The sequence below is a fragment of the Actinomadura sp. HBU206391 genome, assembly GCF_014323665.1.
Classification (GTDB): Bacteria; Actinomycetota; Actinomycetes; order Streptosporangiales; family Streptosporangiaceae; genus Actinomadura_C.
In genome coordinates this window covers 1-3,823 of record NZ_JABVEB010000398.1, presented here as the reverse complement: position 1 = coordinate 3,823, position 3,823 = coordinate 1, and the positions used below count along the sequence as shown (strand labels likewise).

Here is a 3,823-nt window from a genome sequence, read left to right as displayed (position 1 = left end):
CGCCGGCCACCACCGCCCGGCGATCCCCGACCGGAGCCGGGGCCTCAGGCCGCCCCACGCCGGCCAACGACACCCCTCCGGCCCACGACACGAGGCCGGGGAGCACCGGGCCGACGGCGTCCCGCACCCTGCCCCGTCCGGGGCGGCCGGACGCGGTGACCTCGTCGCCGGTCACCAGGATCGCGACCCCCGGGCGGCGCCGCACCCGCAGCAGGTCATGCCCGAGGCTCGCGGCCAGCCCCTGCACGACCGGGGTCACCGGCGTCCCGGTCGGCAGGACCTCGGCGTCCTGCGGGCATTCCTCGCCGCGCCGCCGGATGTGCCGGCCGGGTTCGAGAACACCGTCGACGGTCGAGCCGGCGCGGACGGCCCGCTCGTACGGGAGCACCGCGGCCGACCCGCGCGGTACGGGAGCACCGGTGGCGATCTCGACGGCGTGGCCGGCGCTCATCTCGCGGGACGTCCTGCTCCCGGCCAGGATCCGGCCGGTCACCAGCCATGGGCCCGGGCCCGCGACGGCGTACCCGTCCATGGCGGCGGTGTCGAAGGCGGGCAGGGGCGCGAGCGCGCGCAACGGGTCGGCGAGCACGGCCCCCCCGGCCTCGCCGAGCACCACGTCGAGCGCCTCGAGCGGGGTGGCGGCCGCCGCCGCCACATTCCTGGCCTCCGGCCACGGAAGGCCGTCATGGGGCGATCGGATGGGAGGGCCTTGCGAGTCGCCGGGCACTAGCTCGCCTCCAGGGTAAGAAATCGGACCCTTGACCGGGCCTACAGCATACTGTAGACAAAATACGGTAGCCACCGACGATCGGAGTTGCTGTGAGAGTCGCTGTTGTCGGCGCCGGGGCGATCGGCGCGTACGTCGGCGCCGCCCTGGATCGCGCCGGGGTGGACGTCCACCTGGTCGCGCGCGGCGCCCACCTCGAGGCCATCCGTCGCGACGGTGTACGAGTGCTCAGCCCGCGCGGGGACTTCACCGCCCGCCCGCCGGCCACCGACGACCCGGCCGAGATCGGGCCGGTCGACTATGTGTTCCTGGGGCTCAAGGCCAACGCCTATGCCGCCTCCGGTCCGCTGGTGCATCCGCTCGTCAAGGACGACACCGCCGTCATCGCGGCGCAGAACGGCATCCCCTGGTGGTACTTCCACGGGCTGCCCGGTCCCTTCGAGGGGTACCGCATCGAGTCGATCGACCCCGGCGGCGCGGTCACCGCCACGCTTCCGCCGGAACGCGCGATCGGGTGTGTCGTCTACGCCGCGACCGAGATCGAGTCACCCGGCGTCGTGCGGCACCTGGAGGGCACCAGGTTCTCGATCGGGGAGCCGAACGGCACGATCTCGGGCCGCTGCTCCGCCTTCAGCGAGGCGATGGTCGCCGGCGGGCTGAAGTGCCCGGTCGAGGCCGACCTCCGGAACGACATATGGATCAAGCTCATGGGGAACATCGCGTTCAATCCCATCAGCGCGCTGACCCGGGCGACGATGCTCGAGATCTGCAATCACCGCGAGACCCGCGAGCTCGTGATCAGCATGATGCGCGAGACCCTCGACGTCGCGGCGAGTCTCGGCTGCCGCCCGGAGATCTCCATCGAGCGCCGCCTGGCCGGTGCGGAGCGCGCCGGCGACCACAAGACCTCGACCCTCCAGGACCTGGAGAAGGGTAAGCCGCTGGAGCTCGACGTCATCCTCTCGGCGGTGGTCGAACTGGCCGACCTCACGAGCACACGGGTCCCCACGCTCCGGGCAATCAACGCGGTGGCGGATATTCTTAACGAGAAGGCCCTGGAGGCGGCGGGCAAAGCCGCCGTTCCGACCCCCTGAAGGAGAGCAGTCATGCGCTACACCCGGCTCACCCAGCCTCTGGTTCGCGAGCGCGGCGAACTGCGTCCGGCCGGCTGGGACGAGGCGCTCGACCGCGCGGCCGCGGGCTTCGCACGCAACGTCGAAAAGCACGGCCCCGACTCCTTCGGCATGTTCTCCTGCTCCCGCGCGACCAACGAGATGAACTACATCGCGCAGAAGTTCGTGCGCCAGGCCATCGGGTCGAACAACATCGACTCGTGCAACCGCACTTGACACGCTCCCAGCGTCGCCGGTCTGGCGGCAGTGTTCGGTGCCGGGGGTGGCACCTCCTCCTACCAGGAGATCGAAGAGACCGACCTCATCGTGCTGTGGGGCTCGAACGCCCGGGAGACGCACCCCATCTTCTTCCACCACGTGCTCAAGGCGGTCCGTAACGGCGCCAGGCTCTACGTGGTCGATCCGCGTCGCACCAGCTCGGCCAAGTGGGCCGACGGCTGGCTCGGCCTCAACGTCGGCACGGACATCCCGCTCGCGGGGGCCGTCGCCCGCGAGATCATCCATTCGGGGCTCGTGAACGAGGCCTTCGTCGAGCGCGCCACCAGCGGGTTCGCCGAGTTCGCCGCCGCCGTAGAGCCGTGGACCCTCACGGCCGCCGAGAGCGAGACCGGCGTCCCGGCCGAGGCGATCCGCGAGCTGGCGCACGCGTTCGCCCGGGCCGAACGAGCCCAGCTGTGCTGGACGCTCGGCATCACCGAACACCACAACGCCACCGACAACGTCCGCTCGCTCATCAACCTGTCCCTGCTCACCGGGCATGTCGGCCGGTACGGTTCCGGGCTCAACCCGCTGCGCGGGCAGAACAACGTGCAGGGCGGCGGGGACATGGGCGCGATCCCGAACCGGCTCCCCGGCTTCCAGGACATCCTCGACTCCGAGGCCAGGGAGAAGTTCGGCCGCGCCTACGGTCGCGAGATCCAACCCCGCTACGGCATGCACCTCACCCAGATGTTCGAGGCGATGGACCGCCGCGAGCTCACCGCGGTCTACTGCGTCGGCGAGAACCCGGTGCAGTCCGAGGCCGACTCCGAGCGCACCGTCAAGCGGCTCACCGATCTCGACCACCTGGTGGTGCAGGACATCTTCCTCACCAAGACCGCGCAGCTCGCCGACGTCGTGCTGCCGGCCAGCGCCGCGTGGTGCGAGAGCAACGGCACCGTCACCAACAGCGAGCGCCGCGTCCAGCTCGTGCGCAAGGCGATCGACCCGCCCGGGCAGGCCCGTGACGACATCGCCATCATCTCCGATCTGGCCGGGCGCCTCGGCCACCACTGGGAGGCCACCTCGGCCGAGGAGATCTGGAACGAGCTGCGTTCCCTCTCCCCCATGCACGCCGGCATGAGCTACCGGCGGCTGGAGGAGCTGCACGGGATCCAGTGGCCCTGCTTCTCGGAGGACCGGCTCGAACCGCCGTACCTCCATGGCAGGTTGTGGGAGGTCGACCCGGAGCGACGCGGGGCCCCGGCACCGTTCGGGATCGTGGAGCACCGGCTGCCGGTGGACGTCCTCGACGACGACTTCCCCCTCAGGCTCACGACCGGTCGGCGGCTGGACTCCTACAACACGGGCGTCCAGTCGGGCGGATACTCCTCGCCGCTGCGCGGCGAGGGGGCCATCGAGCTGTCCCCAGAGGACGCCCGGCGGCTCGGCCTCGCGACAGGCGACAAGGTGCGGATCAGCTCGCGGCGCGCGTCCTTGATCGCGCCGGTGGTCGTGGATCAGGCGTTGCGCGAGGGCCTCGCCTTCATGACCCCGCACTTCCCCGACGTGGTCGACACCAACAGCCTCACGATCGAGGCGACCGATCCGATCGCCGGCACCGCGGAGTACAAGGCCACCGCGATCCGAATCGACAAGGTGTAGGTGAGGAATGGACCTGCGTTTCCGTGACGTCGTGCCCACGGCGGACGAACGCGCCGCCGTCGACGCTCTGCTCGGCCCGCCCGGGTCGGGCTGGGACGGC

The 3,823-nt window shown here is 71.1% G+C and carries 2 protein-coding genes and 1 pseudogene; 2 read left to right on the top strand and 1 reads right to left on the bottom strand.

Annotation, left to right across the window (positions count from 1 at the left end):
- Positions 1-655 (bottom strand): annotated as a pseudogene (locus tag HKK72_RS37185) (molybdopterin molybdenumtransferase MoeA); the annotation flags it as partial.
- A 164-nt stretch (positions 656-819) separates the two neighbouring features.
- Between HKK72_RS37185 and HKK72_RS37180 the strand changes: the two are divergent.
- Together HKK72_RS37180 and HKK72_RS37175 are read left to right on the top strand one after the other, a co-directional pair.
- The gene (locus HKK72_RS37180) at positions 820-1,821 is read left to right on the top strand and encodes a 2-dehydropantoate 2-reductase (protein WP_187239083.1); all 1,002 of its coding nucleotides are present in this window, start codon (positions 820-822) and stop codon (positions 1,819-1,821) included.
- A gap of 12 nt (positions 1,822-1,833) precedes the next feature.
- On the top strand, positions 1,834-3,723 hold the full coding sequence (locus tag HKK72_RS37175) for a molybdopterin oxidoreductase family protein (RefSeq protein ID WP_187239082.1): 1,890 nt from the start codon (positions 1,834-1,836) through the stop codon (positions 3,721-3,723).
- Positions 3,724-3,823: the final 100 nt, after the last annotated feature.